At 71.6% G+C, this 20,857-nt stretch carries 13 protein-coding genes and 1 pseudogene; 10 read left to right on the plus strand and 4 right to left on the minus strand.

The features are described 5' to 3' along the window. Positions 1 to 15: 15 nt before the first annotated feature. Complete coding sequence (locus tag O7620_RS26905; protein WP_278125890.1) at positions 16 to 807, minus strand: hypothetical protein; 792 nt, start codon at positions 805 to 807, stop codon at positions 16 to 18. Positions 808 to 1,064: 257 nt separating this feature from the next. On the opposite strand from O7620_RS26905, the gene O7620_RS26910 reads away from it, so the two are divergent. The 3 genes and pseudogenes from O7620_RS26910 (at position 1,065) to O7620_RS26920 (ending at position 4,718) form a co-directional block, all read left to right on the plus strand. Beyond that, a complete protein-coding gene (locus O7620_RS26910; protein ID WP_151491046.1) occupies positions 1,065 to 2,330 on the plus strand; it encodes an aspartate kinase in 1,266 nt (421 codons plus the stop codon). Positions 2,331 to 2,335: 5 nt separating this feature from the next. After that, positions 2,336 to 3,397 carry an aspartate-semialdehyde dehydrogenase gene (locus O7620_RS26915; protein WP_278125892.1) on the plus strand — a complete coding sequence of 354 codons (1,062 nt, stop codon included), beginning with the start codon at positions 2,336 to 2,338 and terminating at the stop codon, positions 3,395 to 3,397. 428 nt (positions 3,398 to 3,825) lie between these two features. After that, positions 3,826 to 4,718: pseudogene (locus O7620_RS26920) on the plus strand (IS5 family transposase). 18 nt (positions 4,719 to 4,736) lie between these two features. Here the strand turns inward: O7620_RS26920 and O7620_RS26925 are convergent. Further along, positions 4,737 to 6,158 (minus strand): sensor domain-containing diguanylate cyclase, encoded by a 1,422-nt coding sequence (locus tag O7620_RS26925; RefSeq protein ID WP_278125893.1) that lies wholly within the window; start codon positions 6,156 to 6,158, stop codon positions 4,737 to 4,739. Positions 6,159 to 6,325: 167 nt separating this feature from the next. Between O7620_RS26925 and O7620_RS26930 the strand changes: the two genes are divergently transcribed. The 3 genes from O7620_RS26930 to O7620_RS26940 all read left to right on the plus strand — a co-directional run bounded on the left by O7620_RS26930 (position 6,326) and on the right by O7620_RS26940 (position 9,834). Next, the gene (locus O7620_RS26930; protein WP_278125894.1) at positions 6,326 to 7,105 is read left to right on the plus strand and encodes a phosphodiesterase; all 780 of its coding nucleotides are present in this window, start codon (positions 6,326 to 6,328) and stop codon (positions 7,103 to 7,105) included. Between the two features lie 11 nt (positions 7,106 to 7,116). Next, the gene (locus O7620_RS26935) at positions 7,117 to 7,767 is read left to right on the plus strand and encodes a histone deacetylase (RefSeq protein ID WP_225854849.1); all 651 of its coding nucleotides are present in this window, start codon (positions 7,117 to 7,119) and stop codon (positions 7,765 to 7,767) included. Positions 7,768 to 8,106: 339 nt separating this feature from the next. Beyond that, entirely contained in the window at positions 8,107 to 9,834 is a 1,728-nt protein-coding gene (locus tag O7620_RS26940; RefSeq protein WP_278125895.1) for a bifunctional metallophosphatase/5'-nucleotidase, read from the plus strand. 813 nt (positions 9,835 to 10,647) lie between these two features. Here O7620_RS26940 and O7620_RS26945 read toward each other — a convergent pair. Further along, positions 10,648 to 11,931, minus strand: a complete 1,284-nt coding sequence (locus O7620_RS26945; protein ID WP_278125896.1) for an MFS transporter — start codon at positions 11,929 to 11,931, stop codon at positions 10,648 to 10,650. Between the two features lie 85 nt (positions 11,932 to 12,016). Between O7620_RS26945 and O7620_RS26950 the strand changes: the two genes are divergently transcribed. Next, positions 12,017 to 12,490: a hypothetical protein gene (locus tag O7620_RS26950; RefSeq protein ID WP_278125898.1), complete on the plus strand. Its 474-nt coding sequence runs from the start codon at positions 12,017 to 12,019 to the stop codon at positions 12,488 to 12,490. Between the two features lie 113 nt (positions 12,491 to 12,603). After that, on the plus strand, positions 12,604 to 15,213 hold the full coding sequence (locus O7620_RS26955; protein WP_278125900.1) for a hypothetical protein: 2,610 nt from the start codon (positions 12,604 to 12,606) through the stop codon (positions 15,211 to 15,213). Here the strand turns inward: O7620_RS26955 and O7620_RS26960 are convergent. Then, complete coding sequence (locus O7620_RS26960) at positions 15,207 to 15,344, minus strand: hypothetical protein (RefSeq protein ID WP_278125902.1); 138 nt, start codon at positions 15,342 to 15,344, stop codon at positions 15,207 to 15,209. The genes O7620_RS26955 and O7620_RS26960 overlap by 7 nt on opposite strands. 47 nt (positions 15,345 to 15,391) lie before the next feature. On the opposite strand from O7620_RS26960, the gene O7620_RS26965 reads away from it, so the two are divergent. Beyond that, entirely contained in the window at positions 15,392 to 17,992 is a 2,601-nt protein-coding gene (locus O7620_RS26965; protein ID WP_278125904.1) for a right-handed parallel beta-helix repeat-containing protein, read from the plus strand. 143 nt (positions 17,993 to 18,135) lie between these two features. After that, complete coding sequence (locus O7620_RS26970; RefSeq protein WP_278125906.1) at positions 18,136 to 20,742, plus strand: NosD domain-containing protein; 2,607 nt, start codon at positions 18,136 to 18,138, stop codon at positions 20,740 to 20,742. Positions 20,743 to 20,857: the final 115 nt, after the last annotated feature.

Here is a 20,857-nt window from a genome sequence, read left to right on the forward strand (position 1 = left end):
GTAACGGGACGACGATCAGGACGTGCCCGCGCTCGGGCTGCCCGACGGATCGGCGGTCGGCGTCGGCGGAGCCGCGGTGCCGAGCGGGTCGCCGTCGATCACCGGGCCGGCCAACTGCACGGTGGCCGGAGGCGGCCCGGGCGGCGCGGCCAGCCGCAGCGTCCCGGCCTCCGTCCGCACACCGGTCGGTGTGCCGTCCCGGTCGTAGCAGTAGATGCCGACATCCAGCGGGGCGTTCAGCGAGGCCGACGTGGAGTCCACCGAGTAGCAGGTGCCGGTCAGGTCCTCCGGCGTGGCGGCCGGGGCGACCGCGAGCGGGGCCCGCCGGTCGGTGAGCACGTCCAGCCAGTCGGTCAGCGGGTGCTGGACCCGAGGGTCCAGCCGGCGGGCAATGGGCTCGTCGCGCTCCCCGACGCGTACGCAGCTCGCCGGCTCGGACCGAACGGCCGACGGCAGGGCGCACTGGAACAGCCCGTCGGCGGTGGCGGCCAACGAGACGTCGACGGTGCCACCCAGCGCGCCACCGGGCACGTCCACCCGCCAGGTGCCGTCGTTCGCGCTGGTGAACACGACGGTGCGGTCCGGTTGGCCGGTCCGGCTGTAGACGTACTGCGCCACCAGGCGGCGATCCTGGGCCGCCGCCGCGAGCGCGGCCAACTCGTCCCGGGCCGCGTCCACCTGCGCCGGCGGGCCGTCGGTGGGCGGCGGGCCGGGAGGCTGCTCACCGGTACAGGCGACCAGGGCTGCCGGCAGGACGAACACGAGCGGCCCGAGCAGGCGGCCGGCCGAGCGGATGAGGACGGGCACCGGCTCATTCTGGTGGGTGGCGGAGGCTGGTGGGGACCGGCGTGTACCCGGCCCGCTCCGGCGTGTCGGGAACGCCGCCCCCGGCGTACCGCCGCCCTGGTCAGCCGGGGCCGGCCGTGCCGGGCGGGCCGGATGGTGGGATCACCTGACCCGGCGTCGTTACCCGCCGGATACCCTGGAGGGGTCTGACACGCGCCGCCGGCCCCGGTTCCGGCGGCGTCGGCACGCTCAGGGTCGCTGGGAGGGAGTGCACCGTCGTGGCACTCGTGGTGCAGAAGTACGGCGGGTCCTCCGTCGCCAACGCCGAGCGGATCAAGCGGGTGGCCGAGCGCATCGTCGCCGCCCGCAAGGCCGGCGACGACGTGGTGGTGGTGGTCTCCGCGATGGGAGACACCACCGACGAGCTGCTCGACCTGGCCAACCAGGTCAGCCCGCTGCCGCCGGGCCGCGAACTGGACATGCTGCTCACCGCCGGGGAGCGGATCTCCATGGCCCTGCTGGCCATGGCCATCCACAACCTGGGGTACGAAGCCCGCTCGTTCACCGGTTCGCAGGCCGGCGTGATCACCACCTCGGTGCACGGCCGGGCGCGCATCATCGACGTCACCCCGGGGCGGCTCAAGGGCGCGCTCGACGAGGGCTCGGTGGTCATCGTGGCCGGATTCCAGGGCGTCTCGCAGGACACCAAGGACGTCACCACGCTGGGCCGCGGCGGATCGGACACCACCGCCGTGGCGCTCGCCGCCGCGTTGCACGCCGACGTCTGCGAGATCTACACCGACGTGGACGGCATCTTCACCGCCGACCCGCGGATCGTGCCCAACGCGCGGCACATCCGGCACATCACCTACGAGGAGATGCTGGAGCTGGCCGCGTGCGGCGCGAAGGTGCTGCACCTGCGTAGCGTGGAATACGCCCGGCGGGCGGGGTTGCCGATCCACGTCCGTTCGTCATACTCGACCAACACCGGCACGATGGTCACCGGATCGATGGAGGACCTTTCCGTGGAGCAGGCACTGATCACCGGAGTCGCGCACGACCGCAGCGAAGCCAAGATCACAATCGTCGGGGTGCCCGACGAGCCGGGTGCCGCCGCGCGGATCTTCGACACCGTCGCCGGCGCCGAGATCAACATCGACATGATCGTGCAAAACGTCTCCACCGAGGGCACCGGCCGCACGGACATCTCGTTCACGCTGCCCAAGGCCGACGGCCCGACCGCGATGGCCGCGCTCAGCAAGATCCAGGAACCGGTCAAGTTCAAGGGCCTGCTGTACGACGACCACGTCGGCAAGGTCTCGCTGATCGGTGCCGGTATGCGCTCGCACCCGGGGGTGGCCGCCGGGTTCTTCGCCGCCCTCGGTGCAGCCGGGGTCAACATCGAGATGATCTCCACATCCGAGATCCGGGTCTCCGTGGTCTGCCGGGACACCGACCTCGACGCCGCCGTACGCGCCATCCACGACGCGTTCGAGCTGGGCGGGGACACCGAAGCCGTGGTCTACGCGGGGACGGGTAGGTAGCGCCGATGGCGGCGCTGCCCACCCTCGCCGTGGTCGGAGCGACCGGTGCCGTCGGCACCGTGATGTGTGAGCTGCTCACCGGGCGCCGCAACGTCTGGGGTGAGATCCGTCTGCTCGCCTCCGAACGCTCGGTCGGGCGGCGGGTCCGCTGCCGAGGTGAGGAACTCGTCGTCCAGGCGCTGACCCCGGAAGCGTTCGACGGGGTCGACGTGGCGATGTTCGACGTGCCCGACGAGGTCTCCGCCGAGTGGGCACCGGTCGCGGTCGCCCGTGGCGCGATCGTCGTGGACAACTCCGGTGCCTTCCGGATGGACCGGGACGTCCCGTTGGTGGTTCCCGAGATCAACCCCGAGCAGGTTCGCAACCGGCCCCGGGGCATCATCGCGAACGCCAACTGCACCACCCTCGCGATGATCATCGCGGTGGCGCCGCTGCACCGCGAGTACGGCCTACGGGAGCTGGTGATCGCCTCGTACCAGGCCGTCTCCGGTGCCGGTCAGGCCGGCGTCGACATCCTGCACGACCAGCTCACCAAGGTCGCCGGAGACCGACTGCTCGGCTCACGCACCGGCGACGTACGCCAGGCCGTCGGCGACGACCTGGGGCCGTTCCCGGCACCGCTCGCGCTCAACGTGGTGCCCTGGGCCGGCTCACCCGCCGACAGCGGCTGGTCGTCGGAAGAGATGAAGATCCGCAACGAGTCCCGCAAGATCCTCGGCCTGCCCGACCTCAAGGTGTCCGCCACCTGCGTACGGGTGCCCGTGGTCACCGGCCACTCGGTGGCCGTGCACGCCAACTTCGCCACCGAGGTCGACGCCGAGGGTGCCCGCGAGGCACTACGCAACGCCCCCGGGGTGATCGTGGTCGACGATCCGGCCGCCGGCGAGTTCCCGATGCCGATCGACGCCGTCGGCACCGACCCGTCCTGGGTGGGCCGGATCCGCCGCGCCCTGGACGACCCCCGCGCCCTGGACCTCTTCATCACCGGCGACAACCTCCGCAAGGGCGCAGCCCTGAACACAGCCCAGATAGCCGAACTACTAGCCAAAGAGCTAAAAACCCCGTAACCCCCCGCGCCCACCCTGCCCCGCGCCCACCCTGCCCCGCGCCCTCCCTGCCCCGCGCCCTCCCTGCCCCGCGCCCTGCCCGCCGCCCCGCCTGCGCCGATCTTGCAGATTCTGCGGTCCGAAGCGGGATGAACAGGACAAACCGACAACCCAAAGTGCAAGATCGCGTTGGGGTCGCGTCGATCATGGAGTTGTGGTGGGCGGCTCATCCTTCGGTGCCCGTTTTGTGAGGCACCACAACTCCATGATCGACGGGGGTGGGGTGGGGTGGAGCTGGGTGGGTGGCGGGGTGGGTGCGGTTAGGGCCTGTGTCGAAGTCGGCTGCGGGTGCCCGAGGGTGAGAAGTTTCGGCGTGGCGGTGGTCGATAAGTAGCGAGGTCTCCGGTAGATGGTTCATCGACGAAGAAGACCATCAGCACGGAGACCTCGTGGCCACTGTAGCGGTGACGAGGCGGCATGACCTGACCGACACCCAGTGGGCGGCGCTGGAGCCGTTGCTGCCCGTGGGACGTCGACCGGGTCGGCCGTCGACATGGACGAAGCGGCAGCTCATTGATGGGATCAGGTGGCGGACCCGGGTCGGTGCGCCGTGGCGGGACATACCGGAGTGCTACGGGTCCTGGTCGGCGGCATACGCGGTGTTCCGCCGTTGCCAGCGAGACGGGACCTGGGCGAAGATCCTGACCGCGTTGCAGGCGGTGGCCGACGCGGCCGGGCGGGTGACGTGGGACGTGTCGGTGGACTCGACGGTCGCTCGGGCGCATCAGCACGCCGCTGGGGCGCGTAAAAGGGGGATCTGCAGGTCGAACCGCCCGGCGGCGTGACGGTTGAGCCGGCCGATCATGCGCTCGGGCGGTCGCGGGGCGGACTGACCACGAAGGTGCACCTGGCATGTGAGCAGGGGCAGAAGCCGTTGTCGATCGTGCTGACCGCCGGGCAGCGCGGGGACAGTCCCCAGTTCATCGCAGTCCTCGACGGCATCCGGGTGCCTCGCCAGGGCGGCGGTCGGCCACGGACACGCCCCGATCGGGTCCTGGCCGACAAGGCGTACACATCAAAGGCCAACCGCGTCTACCTGCGCCGGCGCGGGATCGCCGCGACGATCCCGTCGAAGGCCGACCAGGACGCCAACCGGCGTAAGAAGGGGTCCAAGGGTGGGCGGCCACCGGCCTTCGACCCCGAGCGGTACAAACAGCGCCACGCCGTGGAGTGCGGCATCAACCGGCTCAAACACAACCGCGCTGTGACCACCCGGTTCGACAAACTCGCCGTGCGCTACGAAGCCACCGTGCACATCGCCGCGATCAACGAGTGGCTATGACCGACTTCGACACAGACCCTAGGCGGCGGAGAGGTGTACGCCGTCTCGGCCTTGGCGTTTCACCGCGTAGAGGGCCTGGTCGGCTCTGCGGAGGGTGCGTTCGGGGGACTCGCCGGGGTGCGGGAGTGCCACGCCCACGCTGATCGTGCGGCCCGTGCGCCGGGCCGCCTCGGTCAGCCGCTCGGCGATCCGTACCGCCTCCTCCGGGCGGCTCACCTCGATCACCGCGACGAACTCGTCGCCGCCGATCCGGTACAGCTCGTCGCCGTGCCGCAGCGCCCCCTCCAGGGCCCGGGCCAGCCCGACCAGCACCTGGTCGCCGGCCTGGTGGCCGTACGTGTCGTTGACGGTCTTGAAGCCGTCCACGTCGATCGCCAGCAGCGCCGTACGCCCCGGGGTGGCCGCCGCGATCCGCTGCCCGAAAGGGCCGGTGTGCCGCAATCCGGTCAGCGGGTCGGAGCTGGCCTGTTCCCGTAGGCGCGCGAGGGTGCGCAACCGGTCCAGGTTCGTCCAGGCCTGCCCGGCGAGCAGTTCCATGAGGCTGACCGTGGTCGGGTCCGGGCGCAGGGACCGCTCGTCGGCGACCAGCAGGACCCCTCCGGCATCGGGCGGGCCGACCGGGACGGCGACCAATGTGCGTACCCCGGCCCGGGTCAGCGGCTCGTAGTCCTCCGTCGGCGGGTGGCCCACCTCGCCCAGGGTGTAGCCGGCGCCGTACCGGTGTGCACGCTCGATCATCCGGGCGAGCGCCGCCGGCTCCGCCCCGGCCAGTTCCGCCCGGATCCGGGTCTCCAGCTCACCCGGGGTCGGCGGCGGTGGCCCGAGCCGGACCTCCCCGGCGTCGGCGATCAGCAGCACCGCCGTGGACAGGGTGGAGACCTCCCGGGCGGCGCAGGTCGCCACGCCCAGCACGTCGCCCTCGGTCGGCGCGGAGGAGAGCGCGGCGGTGTGCCGGAGCAGCTTCTCGCTGCGGCTCTCCGCCGGTGGGCCGCCGAGGGCGGTGATCCGGGCGCCGAGCCGGGTGGCCAGCCGCTGCGCGGTCTCCCGCCACGGCGTCAGGTCGACGGGGTGGGTCCATTGCAGGTCGAGTACGCCGATGGTCCGGCCGGCCGGATCGGTGACCGGTACGCACAACTCGGCGGTGACGTCGGGGCGTACCGGGAGGTAGTCCGGATCGGTGGTGACGTCCGGGACGACGGCCGTGGCGCCGCTGGCGTACACCCGACCGACGATTCCGGTTTGCGCCGGCACGGTGGCGAACACCTGCCAGGCGCCGGCCGCCGCGATGCAGCGCAGCCGATCGTGCACCTCGAGCAGCACAGAGATCGTTGCGGAGGTGTGGCGGGACAGCGCGGTGACCGTCCACCGGCAGGCCTCCGGCGTGGTCGACGCCATCGGCAGGCGGACGGTGACGTCGCGGATGACTTGCTGATGATCCACTCGCACGTCGTTCCAGGTAGGGGGGGTCGGCGCGATCAAGGGTACTCACGCCGTGGCGGGACCGGCCGAGCTTCGTACACATGTGCTATCCACAGGCTGTGGACGCAGCCTGTGGGGACAGACGGCGGGCGATAGCGTGGAGCCCCCGGCGCCGAGGAGGCGAGCCCGTGCTCATCGCCCAGCTCAGTGATCCGCATCTGACCACCGGCCTGCTCGCCGCCGACCCGGCCGCCGGGCTGCATCGCGCGCTCGGCCGGGTGCTGGCCCTGCGACCGCGACCCGACTGCGTGGTGATCACCGGTGACCTGGTCGACCATGGCCGCCCCGACGAGTACGCAGCCCTGCGGGAGCTGATCGGCCCGTTCCCCCTCCCGGTCTACCTGGTCGCCGGCAACCACGACGACCGGGAGTCGCTGCTCGACGCGTTCGGCGGCACGCCCTGGCTCGGCGGCGGATTCTCCGCCTACTACCACGTCGATCATGAGGCGGCGACCATCGTGGTGCTCGACTCGCTGACCCCCGGCAGCGGAGGCGGCCAGCTCGGCGAGGAGCAGCTCGCCTGGCTCGACGGCGTCCTCTCCGGTCGGCCCGAGGTGCCCGCCGTGGTCTGCCTGCACCACCCGCCGGTCGCGGTCGGCATTCCGGCGGCCGACGCCATCCGGCTCGCCGACGGCGACGCGCTGGCCGAGGTGATCGGCCGGCACCGGCACGTCGTGCGGGTCGCCGCCGGGCATCTGCACCGCCCGGTCACCACGGGGTACGCCGGCACGGTGCTCACCGTCGCCCCCAGCACTCTGAAGCAGAGCACCCTCACCATGGCCGTCGACGAGCAGATCGGCTGGGTCGCCGAACCCACCGCCTTCCTGCTGCACCGGGTCGAATCCGGCGGATGCGTGACGCACACCGTGCAGGTCAGCCACTCCGCCGCCCAGACCTGCGGCTTCTGAAAGCACCCGTCGTGCTCGTCTGGTACGTCGCGTACGGCTCGAACATGCACGCCGCCCGGTTGGCGTGGTACATCGGCGGCGGGTGTCCGCCCGGCGGGCTGCGGACGTACCCCGGTTGTCGGGATCGCCGCCCGCCGAGCCGGTCGGTGCCGGTGTCGCTGCCGGGTGGGATCTACTTCGCCGGCGCGTCCCGTGCCTGGACCGGCGGGATGGCGTTCTACGACCCGCAACTGCCGGGTGTCGCCGCGGCCCGCGCCTACCTGGTCACCGTCGAACAGTTCACCGACATCGCGGCCCAGGAGATGTACCGCCCCGCCGGCCACACCACCGACCTCATCCCGGCGACCGGCGCGGCGATCGACGCGGCCGTCGCCAACGGGCGGGCCACGCTGGGCCCCGGCCGCTACGAGACGCTGGTCTGCCCGGGCAGCCTCGACGGTGTCCCGCTGCTCACCTTCACGGCCCCCGAGCCGGCGTCCGCCGTGCGGTGCCGTCCACCGGCGTCGATCTACCTCAGCATGATCGCCCGAGGGCTGCGCGAGTCGCACGGCTGGCCGGCCGAGCGGATCGCCGACTACCTGGCATGCCGGCCCGGGGTCGCGGACGGCTGGCCGCCCGATGCCGTCGCAGCCCTGGTCATCGAGGCGCTCACGGTCGACTGATCGCCTGCGGTTCGTCCAGTCTGGATTGTCACCGCCCCCGCCGCCCCCGCCGCGCCCGCGGCCGCGGATGAGCGTGCGTTCGACGGCCGCGTCTGGTGCGATCGAGCGCCGACGTGGCGCGTTGGGCCGCCGGTCATCTCCACGTCACCAGCCGGGGGAACGTATTCGCAGCTCTGCCGCGCTGCTCGGCTCGACGGGTGAGCGTCCGGATGAGAGGCTGGCCGGGCGGGCGGCGATCCAACCGCCGCCAAGCATGATCGATCCTTCCGACGGCGTCGACGGGCGGCCGGTCGACCCACAGGCCGACCACCGCACGCGCCGATTCTCACGAGGAGTTTCATGTCCAGTTCCGGGATGCGTCGGGCCGCTGTCGGCCTGACCGCACTCGCGGTGGCCGCGCTCGGCGCGGTCGCCACCACCCCCGAGCAGGCCGACGCGCGGCCGAAGCCGGTCGACGTCACCCTGCTGGCACTCAACGACTTCCACGGCAACCTCGAACCACCCACCGGTTCCAGCGGCACCATCGCCGGGCAGCCCGCGGGTGGCGTCGAATACCTTGCGACGCACCTGGCCGAGCTGCGCGCCGCAGCCAAGAAGAAGAACACCATCACGGTCGCCGCCGGTGACCTGATCGGCGCGTCCCCGCTGCTCTCCGCCGCGTTCCACGACGAGCCGACCATCGAGGCGCTCAGCATGGCGGGGCTGGACTACGCCAGCGTCGGCAACCACGAGTTCGATGAGGGCGCCGCCGAGCTGCTGCGGATCCAGAACGGTGGTTGCCACCCGGTCGACGGCTGCGCCGACGGCACCCCCTACCGGGGCGCCGGCTTCACGTACCTGTCCGCGAACGCCTTCAAGACCGCGACCGGCCGGCCGCTGATGGCGCCGTACGCGATCCACAAGGTGCAGGGCGTCAAGGTCGGCTTCATCGGGATGACCCTGGAGGGCACCCCGCAGATCGTCAGCCAGCAGGGCGTCGCGGGCCTCACCTTCGCCGACGAGGCGGAGACCGCCAACCGGTATGCCCGTGAGCTGCGCCGCAAGGGCGTGCAGACGATCGTTGTGCTGCTGCACGAGGGCGGTGCCCAGGCGGCGACCGGCGGCATCAACGACTGCGTCGGCATGACCGGGCCCATCGTGGACATCGCCAACCGGATGGACCCCTCGATCGACGTGGTGGTCAGCGGTCACACGCACCAGGCGTACAACTGCAACATCAACGGCAAGCTGGTCACCAGCGCCAGCTCGTTCGGCCGCCTCGTCACCGACATCGACCTCAAAATCGACCGTCGGAGCGGGGACGTGCTCTCCGCCGCCGCGAACAACGTCGTGGTCACCCGCGACGTCGCCAAGGACCCGAAGCAGACCGCGTTGATCGACCGGTACAAGACGGTGCTCGGCCCGGTCGCCGGCCGCGAGGTCGGTGTCACCAGCACCGCCATCACCAAGACGCGGGAGAACCTGCTCACCACCTGCTCGGATCAGGTGCCGGCCTCATGTGGTGAGTCGCCACTGGGCAACCTGATCGCCGACGCGCAGCTCGCCGCCACGGACGACGAGCAGAACGCCGTCGCCGCCTTCATGAACCCGGGCGGGGTTCGGGCCGACCTCGACGCCGGCACGGTCACCTACGAGGAGGCGTTCACGGTGCAGCCGTTCGCCAACAACCTGGTGACGCTGGACCTGACCGGCGCGCAGCTCTACTGCGTCCTGGAACAGCAGTTCGTGACCGGCCGGGTGCTGTACCCGTCCTCGAACGTGGGGTACGTGGTCGACCTCAACGGCACCACCGCCCCCACAGCGGACCCGTGCGCCGGCACCCGCGTGGTCCGGGGCAGCCTCACCATCGGTGGCACCGCCGTCGACACCGCCGCCACCTACCGGGTGACGGTGAACAACTTCCTGGCCGGCGGCGGCGACGGCTTCAGCGCCCTCACCGCCGGCACGAACCTGGTCACCGGGCAGATCGACCTGGACGCCTTCGTGGCGTACCTGACCGCCCAGTCGCCGGTCGCCGCGCCGACGCTGGATCGGATCCGCACCACCGCCGAGGTCCCCGCCGCCTGACGGAAGGACCTCGCGACGATCGGGCCCCGGAGCACCCCGCTCCGGGGCCCGCCTCGTTCCCCTGCCCCTGCCCCTGCCCCTGCCCCTGCCCCGTCCGCCTGCTCGCTCGGCCCGTGCGCCCGCTCGGCCCGTGCGCCCGCTCGGCCCGTGCGCCCGCTCGGCCCGTGCGCCCGCTCGGCCCGTGCGCCCGCTCGGCCCGTGCGCCCGCTCGGCCCGTGCGCCCGCTCGGCCCGTGCGCCCGCTCGGCCCGTCCGCTTGCTCGCCCGTGCACCCGCGCCGCTCCGTCGGCCGCATGATCGCGCTTGAACATGGAAGTAGTGGCCTCCCGGCGGGCGGATGCCACTCGACCCAGGATCGAGCGCGATCTTGCGGCGTTGTGGAGATCAGCGAGCAAGATCCATGCAACATCAGGGATGTTGCTGCCTCCCGCGCGTCGGAGACAGCAACATCAGGGAAGTTGTGCGGACCTTGGCGCCGGGTGCCGGGTGCCGGGTGCCGGGCGCGGGGCGCGGGGCGCCGGGCGCGGGGCGCCGGGTGCCGGGCGCGGGGCACCGGGTGCCGGGTGCCGGGCGCGGGGCGCGGGGCGCCGGGCGTGGGGCGTGGGGCGCGGCGTGGGGCGGCGTGGGGCGCGGCGTGGGGCGGGGCGGGGTGCGGTGCGCGGGGCGGGGTGCGGGGGCGGGTGCGGGGTGTGCGGGGTGTGGGGCGTGGGGTGCGGCGCAGCAGAGCGTGCCGGGTTCCGCGTGCGGCGCGCGCCAGGGCGTGCGGCTGCGGCGTGGGGTGCGGGCCGGGGTGCGGCGTGGGCGGGGTGCGGGGTCAGGCCGGGGCGGGGGTCCGCTCGGGGGAGGCCGGGGTCGTCGTCTCCCGGCCGTCCTGGGCGGGGGTGAGCAGCCTGCGCAGGGAGAGCGCGACCAGCGAGGCGACCAGGCAGCCACTGACCACGGTCGCCACCCAGACCCGGCCGTCGGCAGCGCCGATGAGCGGGCCGGCGGTGACCGGGCCGATGACACCGCTGATTCCGAAGATCATTGAACTCATCGCGTTGTACCTGCCGCGCAGCTCGTCGGTGGCCAGCGCGTTGGTCAGCGCCGGCATCACCGGGGACAGCATCGTCTCGCCGAAGCCGAAGATCGCCGAGCAGGCCACCACACAGAGCGCGGCCAGTAGGGCGCCCTCGGTGCTGACGAGGCCGGCGGCGCCGAGGACCAGCCAGGCGGCCGCGAACACCGCCCCGACCACGGCCAGCGCGGCGGTGCGGCTGCGGCCCTCGATCCGCCGGATCACCAGGAGTTGGGCGAGCACGATCGTCACGGTGTTCGCCGCGAGCGCCCAGGCAACCACCCGAGGGCTCACCTCGGCGACCCGCACGGCGTACGCGGCGAAGCCCACCTCGATCTGCGCGTACCCGCAGGTGGTGAGGACCAGACCGAAGATCACCAGCCGGCGGAACGGGCGATCCCGGAGCACGGTCAGGTAGCCGCCGGCCGACGGCTGGTCCGCGGCCCGGCGGTCGCCGAGCCGGTGCCCGACGCCCGGCAGGGTGAGCAGGATCAGTGCCGGCATGAGATAGCTCACCGCGTCCAGCAGGTAGATCGCCTGGAAGGTGCCCGGTCGGGCCGTGTCGACGATCGCGCCGGAGGTCATGCCGCCGATGCCGATACCGAGGTTGAGCAGCGCGAAGTTGAGCCCGAAGACGCGTTGCCGCTCACCGTCGTCGGTCAGCGAGGCGAGGATGGTGTTCTGACCGGACCAGATCGCCGAACTGCCCACCGCGATCACCGTCATCACCGCGAACGCGGAGGCGCTGGAGTCGACCAGGGCCAGCGAGCCGGTGCCCGCCGCCTCGATCACCAGGCACGGCAGCACCACCCGGCGTGCCCCGAAACGGTCGATCAGCGTCCCGCCCAGCGGCGACAGGGCCAGCGTGACCGCGCCGTACCAGCCGATCACCAGGCCGGCTCGGGTGTCGGTGAGCCCGCGCACGTCGGTCAGGTAGATGAACAGGAACGGCAGGGTGAGGCCACGCCCGACCGCCGACAGCAGGGTGCCGACGAGGAGCCGGCGAGCTTCCGGACGGCGGGGTAGGGCGCGACGCAACATGTCCGCATTCTGTTCGTCGGGTGTGACACCGCGCGAACCGTTTACCGAGGCGGCGGCTGTCGGGGTGCTCTGCCATGCTGGCCCGGTGAGCGTGACCTGGCGACACCTGCCCGCATCCGCCCGCGAGATCGCCGGTGCCGCCACCGACGCGGTCGAGGCCGCGAAAACCCGGGACACCGAGGCGTACGACATGGCTGCGGGCCGGCTCACCACCGCCGAGCGTTCGGGCCTGGTGCTCGGTGCCGTGGTGCGGCTGCTGCTGGAGGAGACGCATCCGGACGGGCTGGACGGTGATGACGTACGCCAGGTGCTCCAGCGGTGCGTCCGCGCGGCGGCCCCCTGGCGACCGGACGTCGACCCGCACGTCGTGCTGGTCCTGCTGGCCGGGGCGCTCGGCGTGTACGACCCGGGTGAGGACGACTCCCCGCCCGACGCGGCGGCGCTCGCCCGACACGGTCCGCTGCTCGTGGCCGACCTGCTGGCGGTGACGGGCCGGCCGGTCGACGGCTACCTGAGCGCGGCGTTCGCCGAGATCGAGCGCACCGAACGGCACGACTGACAGGCACCGAACCGCACCGAACGGCCGAGGGTGCAGAACGATCGGCGCTGATCACATCGGTCGGTGTCGCGCTACTCTCTGGTCCGCATGATCGACTTGTACGGGGGTACGTGATGGACAGACGTGTGTGGGCGGGGCTGGCGGTCGTACCGCTGCTCGGTGGTGTTGGCCTGGCGGCCCCGGCGCCGCCCGCGGCGGCGGCCCCGGCGCCGGTCGCCCAGGCGGCGGCCAGTCCGGCGAACGAGCTGTACGTGAGCGGCAAGGACTGCGCGCCGGGTGCCGACGGCAGCGAAGAGGCGCCGTACTGCACGATCTCGGCCGCGGCCGCGGTGGTGCAGCCCGGCCAGACGGTGTTGGTGCAGCCCGGGGACTATCCGGAGACGGTCACCTTTACCCGGTCCGGCACGGAGACCGCGCCCATCACGTTCCGTGCCGTCGCCACCTGGTCTGGTCGGATCACCGTCGGCAACATCGGTGACACCGTTGTGGGCACCGTCTTCAGGTTCACCGGTGTGCACGACGTCGTGGTCGAGGGCTTCATCGTGGAGGACACCGACACGGTGACGCCCGTCGTGGTCGACGCCTCGACGAGAGTCACCATCAACGACATCGCCGCGCACGCCTATCGCGCTCCGGCGGCCGTGCACGTCACCGGTAACTCCACCGACGTCACCATCAGCCGGGCGTTCCTGACTCACGTGGCGGCCCCCGCCATCCGGATCGATCCGGGTGTCCGCGGGACCGTGGTCGTCAACAACCAGCTTCACCTGGGTGGTCTGCTGGCCACCGACGCTCCGGGCACGATCGTCACCAACAACACGGTGCTCACCAACTGCGTGCGGGCAATCGACGTGGTCGGCAACTCGGCCGGGTTGTCAATTCAGAACAACATCCTACGGACGAGCCCGGTTCACGTCGCCTGCAAGACGCCGCAGGACGCGATCGCCATCGCGGTCGCCGCGCCGGCAACGGGAGCCGTCTCCAACTACAACCTGATCGACCCGATCAGTGGTGGTCCCGTCTACCAGTGGGCGGGCACGGCCTACTCCGACCTGGCGTCGTTCCGGGCCGCGACCGGGCAGGGCGGCAAGGACATCGCCGCCGACCCGCTGATCGTCGGGAGCACGAGCGGAGGACCCAAGACCTTCTTCCCGGCCGATCCGACCTCGCCCGCCGTGGACTCGGCGAACGCCCTCGCGCCGGGCGTCACGCGCACGGACATGCTCGGCAACCCGCACAGTGACAACCCTGCCGTGGCGAACACCGGCACCGGCAACGGATTCCACGACCGGGGCGCGGTCGAGGCTCAGGGCACCCCGGGGAACGGGCAGTACGACATCCGGCAGAAGCCCGGTGACGACTCGTTCGCCGTGACGGCGACGGTGACACCGCAGTTCGCCTGGCCGGTGGACGGCGAAGGCGGCACCATCTCCTACCGGTTTGACGGAAGGCGCTACCTGATTGTCACGTCGGCCCGCTCGGTCGCCTCATCCTTCAAGGGGGCCGGCACGGGCTGTGTCTCCGTCGCGATCAGCTACACCGGGTTCCGGTGGTCCGAGACGACGAATGGAAGCGTCTGCACCAGGGTCGGTACGCGGTACACGCCGTCCGCCCCGACGCGGTTGCTGGACACCCGGGCGGCGATCGGCACCGCCACCACCACCCCGGTGCCCGCCAACGGCGAGGTGACCGTGCCGATTCCGGCGGTCAACGGCGTACCGGCGGCCGACATCATCGCCGTGGTGCTGAACGTCACCGTCACCGCGCCCACCATGCCCGGCTTCATCAGCGTCCGCGCCCCGAACGGGCAGCTCGGCTCCTCGAGTGTCAACTTCGTCGCCAACGAGACGGTTCCGAACCTGGTCATGACGCAGGTGACCGGTGGGGTCGTCCGGCTGGTCAACCGCAGCGGCGGCACCGTCCACCTGCTCGCCGACCTGCAAGGCGTGTACAGCCGCAAGGGTTCCGGGTTCAAGACGTTCGACCCGACCCGGGTGCTGGACACCCGTACCGGCACCGGCCTTCCCCTGGCCGCGAACGGTGAGCGGCGGCTGGACCTCTCCGGAAAGCTGCCCGCGGACGCCACCGCCGCGATCCTCAACGTCACCGTCACCGCGCCGACGACGGCCGGTGTGCTCAGCGTCTACCCGGACGGGTCGCCGGCGCCGCTGGCCTCGAACCTGAACTTCGTGGCCCGGCAGACCATCCCCAACCTGGTCGTGGTGCCGGTGGTGGCGGGGAAGGTGATGATCCGCAACGTCAGTTCGGGGACCACCCACGTGGTTGCCGACCTGGCCGGCTACTTCGGCTCGGCCGCGTCGGGTGCGGACCAGACCTACGTGCCGTCGGAGCGCCGGGTCGCGGACTCCCGCGATGACTCCGGATGGCTCAGGACGGTGAGTCCAGGCCCGTTCGCCGCATTCGCCGTCGGTGGTGCCCCGATCCTCAGCGACGTCTGGTGCGGAACGGGATGTCCACTGGTAACCGCCGGGGTGTTGAACCTGACCGTGACCGCGCCGGCGGCGGCGGGTGTGCTGACCGCGTACCCGCGCGGGGCGGCGAGGCCAACCGCGTCGAACGTGAACTTCGTGGCCGGGGAGACCGCCTCCAACCTGGTGGTGTCGAAGACCGGCGGCAATTATGTGGATGTCGTCAACAACAGCTCCGGTGCGGCTCACCTCATCGCCGACCCGGCCGGATACTTCATCGCTTCGGCCTACTGAGGCGCGGTGCTGCACAGCGGCCGGGCATCGGATCGATCCGATGCCCGGCCACTGCGCCGATCGACCCGGATGTCCAGCCGATCGGCCAGCCCGGCGACCTGGCCGGGGACGTCCACATTGGTATCGGTCACGGTATTCTCCGCGAACTTGAATGATCGACTTTGGCACGGGGGCCACGATGGAAATCCGACGTTGGGCGCAGCTTGCGCTCGTACCACTGATTGGCGGCGCGGCCCTGGTGGGCCCCGCGGTGCCCGCCGCGGCGGCGCCCGCACCCGTCTCCGCGGCGGTAGCCGCCGGCGAACTGAACGTCAGCCAACACTGGTGCCTGGGCAGCGGCGACGGCAGTGAACAGCGGCCGTTCTGCACCATCTCCGAGGCGGCGGCGGTGGCCGGCCCGGGCCAGACGGTGCTGATCCACCCGGGGGAGTACCAGGAGAACGTCCGGTTCACCCGTTCGGGCACCGAGTCGGCGCCGATCACCTTCCGCGCGGTGAACGTCAACTGGCAGATGGCGCGGGTGGGCAGGTACAACACCGCGGCGGTCACCGGGACGATCCTCGACCTCAGTGGCGTGCACGACGTGACGGTGGAGGGCCTGGTCGTGTTCGGGGCCCACAACGCCGACGTCGTCACGGTGCGGGATTCTCAGCGGGTCCGCCTCGACAAGCTCACCGTCGAGACCGGTGCCTACGGCCCCAGCGGAGTGCGGATCAGCGGTGTCTCGAACCGGGTGACGCTGAGCCGTAGCTTCGTCTACAACACGCAGGGCGCTTCGGTGACCATCGAGCCGGGGGTCACCGACACGACGGTCACCGCCAGTCAGTTCGACGGCTTCGGCCTGGCCGCAGCGGATACGCGCGGCCTCACCATCACCGGAAACACCTTCCAGGTCGACTGCAGCCGTGGCATCGACCTGGCCGGCAGCTCACCGGGCGCCTCGATCCGCAACAACATCGTCGTCACGACCCGCCGGCGTCACGTGTGCGACACCCCGGCGAACGCGGTCGGTATCCGGTTGTCCGCCGGGTCGGTGGCGGGCAGCAGCACCGACCACAACCTGTTCGACCCGACCAGCGGTGGAGTTCCCTACAGCTGGGCGGGCACCGATCACCCGACCCTCACCTCGTTCGTCGCGGCGACCGGGCAGGGCGTCCACGACCTCTCGGCCGACCCGAAGCTCGTCCGGGTGAACGGTTGGGACCGGACCTACCTGGAGACCGCGCCTGGTTCGCCCGCCCGGGACTCGGCTGACGCGAACGCCCCCGGTGTCCTGGACACCGACATGCTCGACGCCTCCTTCGCCGACGATCCGGCCGCCGCGAACACCGGCACCGGCAGCGGGTACCGCGACCGGGGTGCGGTGGAGGCTCAGGGACCGGTCACCCAGGACCCGCTGCGGGTCGAGCGCAAGGTCGGTGGCGGCCCGTTCGACGTGGTCGCGCGGTCGGGTCTGCACTCCGCCTGGCCGGTCGAGCGGGAGCGGGCCCGGTACGCCTACTACCTCACCGGTAAGCGGTTCTGGCGGGTGACCGACGCCGCGACCGCCGAGTACACGCTGCGGCGCGCCGGCGACGCCTGCGTCCAGGTGCAGGTCTCGCAGACCGATTTCCGACTGCCCAAGGAGTACGAGGGACCGGTCTGCACCCAGGTCGGTGCGCGTTACGTACCGGTGGCGCCGACGCGGGTTCTGGACACCCGAGCCCGGATCGGAGTGCCCGACATCCGGCCGGTCGCCGCCTTCGGACGGGTCGAGTTGCCGGTAGGCACCATCGCCGGAGTGGCGCAGGAGGACATCAGTGCGGTCGTCCTCAACCTGACGGTGACCCAACCCAGCGCCTCAGGTTTCATCAGGGTCGACTCGACCGGCGCCTTCAGCAGCTCGTCCAACCTCAACTTCGTGAGTGGGGAGACGGTGCCGAACCAGGTGACCGTACCCGTCGTCGGCGGCTCGCTGGTGTTCACCAACTACAGCTCGGGCACCGTTCACCTGATCGCCGACCTGCAGGGCTTCTACGCCGCGAACGGGTCCGGCTTCGCGTCGGCACCCCCGGCACGGGTCCTCGACACCCGGGAGGGAACCGGCGCGCCGTTCCCGGCGATGGGCATCCGTACCCTCGACCTCTCCGACCGGCTGCCCGTCGGCGCGACGGCCGCCGTGCTGTCGGTGACGGTCACCGCTCCGACCACCAGCGGCGTGCTCACCGTCTACCCGTACGGCTCGACGGCACCCACCGCGTCCAGCCTCAACTTCGTCGCCGGGCAGACCATCCCCAACCTGGTCACCGTGCCAGTGGTGAACGGCCGGGTCAGCATCCTCAACAACAGCTCCGGCACCACCCACGTCATCGCGGACCTGGCCGGCTGGTTCAGCCCGAACGCCACCCAGACCTTCGTTCCGATCACGTCGACGCGGATCGTGGACTCCCGGGACAGCACCGGGCTGCCCGGCCGTACGCCGGCTCCCCTCACCGCCGGGGAGACGGTCCGGTTCGAGCCGTTGCGGCCTGGCGTCACCTGCGCGCCGGCCTGCCCCGCCCCGACCGCACTGGTAGGCAACGTGACCGTCACCGCGCCGACCAGGCCGGGCGTGCTCACCGTTCACCCCGGCGGCGGGCCGCGGCCCACCGCCTCGAACGTCAACTTCGTCGCCGGTGAGACGGCGTCGAACGCCGCCGTGGTCGCGGTCGGCTCGGGCGTCGACCTCTTCCACAACAGCGGGGGTACGTCCCACGTCATCGTCGACGAGGCGGGCTACTTCATCGCCGCCGCGTCCTGACCCGCGTAGCGCTGAAGAACCGGCGCCCTCCGCGTACAGCGTGGGGCGCCGGTTCTTTCTGCCTGAGGTGCCGGGGCAGCCGGCACGGCCCGCGTGAATATAGGCTGCGGCGAGATTTGTTCGACTTCCACGGGGGACAGTTGATGAGAAGACACAGGTCGGTGCAGCTTGCGGTCGTACCGCTGCTGGCGGGTGTGGGCCTGGTCGGGCCCGCCGGGCCGGCGGTGGCGGCATCCGCGCCAGCCGGGGCCAGGGCCGCCACACCTGGCACCGAGGTGTACGTCAGCCAGCGTGACTGCAAGCCCGCTGGCGACGGCAGCGAGGCCGCGCCCTACTGCACGATCGGTGCCGCGTTGGCTGTGGCCCAGCCGGGTCAGACGGTGCTCGTGCAGCCGGGGAACTACGCGGAGAAGGTGACAGTCACACGGTCCGGCACGGAGTCCGCGCCGATCACCGTGCGTGCGGTCAACACCTCGCGGGGCCTCGTCCGTCTCGGTCACTACACGCTCAGCGGTACGCCGCTGACGATCTCCGGCGTGCATGACGTCGTGGTCGAGGGCTTCACGCTCACCGGCCCGAGCAATGCGGTGCCGGTTCTGATCAGCGGGGCCCAGCGGGTCACCGTGGACGGCATCGCCACCGGCGGGGGCACCCTGCCCGCCGTCCGTGTCACGGGTTCGTCCAGTGCTGTCACGGTCAGTCGGGGCTGGTTCCCCGGCTCGGGCACCGCTGCCACCGGCGTGGCTGTCGAGGCGGGTGTCACCGGCGCGGTGGTCACCGCCAACACGTTCTTCAAGACCCTGGTCGCCGTGACCGACGCGCCGGGAGCCCGGATCACCGGCAACACGGTGGTGACCGACTGCGCGACCGGGATCGTGCTGGCCGGTGCCTCGACCGGCGCGAGCATCCGGAACAACATCCTGCGTACCGGTGCCGGTCCCGTCCCGGCACCGGAAACCTGTGCCAACCCGACGACGGTGCCAGCGATCTCGGTCGCCGCCGCCGCCACCGGCGGCACGGAGGCCGACTACAACCTGGTCGACCCGGCCAGTGGTGGGGCTGTCTACCGCTGGGGCGCGACCGATCACGCCGACCTGGCGTCGTTCCGGGCGGCGACCGGCCAGGGTGATCACGACATCCTGGCCCCGGTCCTGCTGGGCGAGCAGTTGGGCACCGAGCGTGGCTGGTTCCCGCCGACCGCCGCCTCGCCGGCGATCGACTCCGCCGACGCGACGGCACCCGGGGTCGCTCGTACCGACCTGCTGGACAACGCACACGCCGACGCGCCCACCGTGCCCAACACCGGCACGGGTAACGGCTACCACGACCGGGGCGCGGTGGAGCTCCAGGGTGGCCGGACGGTGAGCGGGTACGGGGTCCAGAGCAAGCCCGGCGGTTCCTCGCTGGACTACACCGCTCCTCTCACGGTCAGCCACGCGTGGCCCACCGATGGCCCGGTGGGCAAGGTTGCCCAGCGGTTCACCAACGATCGGTTCTACCGGGTGGGTCCGATCGTGCCGGCCGATAGCCAGCTCCAGCGTGCCGGCACCGCCTGTGTGAGCAACGACGTCCGGTTCGACAACTTCCGGGTGCTCCCGCCGAGCGTGCTCGAGCCGCTGGGTGGTGACTGCACGGTCCTCGGCGCGATGTTCACCCCGGTGGCGCCGACCCGCCTGCTGGACACCCGCGCCGCCGTCGGGATCAGCACCACCGTTCCCGTCGCGGCCAACTCCGAGATCGTTCTGCCGATCATGTCGATCAACGGTGTGGCGGCCGCGAACATCACGGCTGTGGTGCTCAATGTCACGGCCACCCAGCCGACCACCGCGGGATACCTCACCGTCTACCCCGACGGCAAGACCGCACCCCAAGCGTCGAGCGTCAACTTCGTCGCCGGTGAGACCGTGCCGAACCTGGCCACCGTGCCGATGTCCAACGGCAACCTGCGCATCCGTAACAACGCCGGCGGGACGGTGCACGTCGTCGTCGACCTGCAGGGCTTCTACTCCGGCTTCGGTGACGGCTTCAAGCCGCTCGCGCCGACCCGCGTGCTGGACACCCGGGCCAACGGGGGCGCGCCGGTCCCCGCGAACACCTACCGGGTGCTCGATCTCTCCGGGCGGGTGCCGTCGGGTGCCAAGGCCGTCGTGCTGAACGTGACGGCCACCCAGCCGACGGCGAACGGGGTTCTCACCGTGTACCCGGCCGGTTCGTCGGTGCCGACGGCATCCAACCTGAACTTCGTCACCGGCCAGACCATCCCCAACCTGGTGACGGTGCCGGTGGTGAACGGCCGGCTCGTCATCCAGAACGTCAGTTCCGGCACCACCCACGTGCTCGCGGACCTGGCCGGTTGGTACGGCACCGGTGCCGTCGACGGCTTCGTCCCGTACGGCCCCCAGCGGATCTTCGACACCCGGCCGGGAGGCGCGTTGGCACCGTTCTCGTCGGTCGACCGGTTGGTGCCCTTCCTGGACCCGAACGGCAACGACAACACGCCGAAGCCGACGGCGTTGGTGGCCAACCTGACGGTCACCGGGCCGACCGCGCCGGGTGTCCTCACCGCACAGCCCAAGGGTGAGGCGCCCTCGGCCGCCTCGAACGTCAACTTCGTGGCCGGGGAGACGGCGTCGAACGCCGCAGTGGTGCGAGTGGGTGCCAACGGTTCCGTGACGGTGACCAACAACAGCAGCGGCGCGACGGATGTGATCGTCGACCAGGCGGGCCACTTCATCGCCACCACCCCCTGACCGAACCGATCCGACCCGGAGCCGGCGCCACCTGGTGGTGCCGGCTCCGGTCGTTCCGGCGACGGTGACCGATCGACTGACGTGACCGGCCGGGCAGCGACGGTAGTCTCCGGCC

The organism is Micromonospora sp. WMMD710, assembly GCF_029626045.1.
In the GTDB taxonomy this organism is placed as follows: Bacteria; Actinomycetota; Actinomycetes; order Mycobacteriales; family Micromonosporaceae; genus Micromonospora.